This is a genomic window from Tunturiibacter gelidiferens (assembly GCF_014201335.1).
GTDB lineage: Bacteria > Acidobacteriota > Terriglobia > Terriglobales > Acidobacteriaceae > Edaphobacter > Edaphobacter lichenicola_E.
Genome location: NZ_JACHEB010000021.1, coordinates 1 through 1,516 on the forward strand (window position 1 = coordinate 1; position 1,516 = coordinate 1,516).

A 1,516-nucleotide genomic window follows, 5' to 3' on the forward strand; every position below is an offset into this window, starting at 1 on the left:
GGCCTTCCATGAGAAGGCCGGTCCGTGTCAAGGGCATGTAGTTGGGCAAGTCATACTATTTTCGCCTTTCGCGAATCTGGTCCTTTCTGGTGGAGTACGCCATCTGCGCTTCTGAGTTTTCTGTCGCCACCCTTCCATCCGCACTCTGATGTGAGCGTTTGCTCGCTCGGTGCAAGTTGGGTGTTCTCGATTCAGCCGGTGCTGCCACCTGTTAGTGCGACCTTTAACTCGATCTTGCAGAGGGAGTGTTGGGCCAGGCCAATGACGCAGTCACCGGAACTCGGCTTATGACGGCAAACCTCCGTTATATCTTGACTGAACTATGCCACTGCCGACAGTGCGGCCTCGGCACCTGGCCGTAAGGGTACATACATATCTCCGCTTACCCAGAGTCGATGCAGCAGGACGGCCAGTTTACGCGCGACTGCGATCACGGCGCGTTTCTTCCCGCGCTTGCCTCCGTGCTCAGCCAGCTGCATGCCCCAGCGGCGCAGGTCGCTGTCGACTCCCCACGGACCGAGCACATGATGTGCAGCCTGCACCAGGAGTGCTCGCAGGTACGGATCGCCCTCTTTACTGATGTGCATCTGCGGCTCGCTCTGTCCCGAGTTGCGTCTTCCAGGTTGGAGACCAACGTAGCAGGCCGCATCCCGGCTCTTGCGGAAACGATAAGGATCTTCCAGCGTCAGCATGTAGGTGAGGGCGATCAGCGTTCCCACTCCCTTGATCTGCTTCAGCCGCTCGGCCTCTGGATATCTGTTCCGCGCCATAGACTCAAGCAGGTGGTCGTACTCGCAGATCCGTTCGCTGACCGATTCTATCTCTCTCATCATCGGTTCCAGTGCATACTTCAACTCCGGACTCAGATCCTGGGCCGCCTTCGGCTTCATCCCGCGTGCGTTGCATCCGCGGAGCCGTTCTCCGTAGGATTTCGTCAGTCCTCGGGCCGCGTTGACCAACATCGTTCGAGTACGCACCAGAGCGGCTCGCGCCCGGATCACCGTCAGATCCGCTTGTGCCTCGGCGCTTCGATGCTTCACCGGACACAACAGCTGTGGATCTATCCGTACCAGTCGTGCAAGCGTTCTAGCGTCGATCCGATCATCCTTCCGCCTGCTCTCTCCGATCAGCCGCACGCTGCGTGCGTGCGCCACGATGGTCTCATGACCGAGCTCACTGAGCAGTCGGCTCACCCACGGGGAATGCGTTCCGGTCTCCACTGCGATACGACTTCGAGGCATCGCTCCGAAAATCTCGCTGATGGCCTTAGGCGTAGTGCTCACCTTCTGCTCCAGCAGCACATCCCCGGTCCCATCCAGCACGCAATAAAAGCTCGACCGGTCGCCCAGATCCAGACCGACGGTCAGACGCCCGTCATGCTTGTTGACTGTCTCCTGCATCATCGTGGTGGTAAGCTTCTTCATCGCCGGTCTCCTTGTCTCCCGCGCTTCCAGCGCGTCGATAACTGGGAGCTTAACGCATCCCGCTGGAGACCGGCCTTCTCATCCCATCTGTT

General features: G+C 59.2%; 1 protein-coding gene. It reads right to left on the reverse strand.

Annotated elements, in window-relative coordinates:
* Positions 1 to 320: 320 nt before the first annotated feature.
* A complete protein-coding gene (locus HDF14_RS25895) occupies positions 321 to 1,424 on the reverse strand; it encodes an IS110 family transposase (RefSeq protein WP_183981656.1) in 1,104 nt (367 codons plus the stop codon).
* Positions 1,425 to 1,516 lie beyond the last annotated feature (92 nt).

Excerpts from the sequence above, each read along its gene's own strand:
- HDF14_RS25895 (WP_183981656.1), bottom strand. The coding sequence starts at position 1,424 with ATGAAGAAGCTTACCACCACGATGATGCAGGAGACAGTCAACAAGCAT.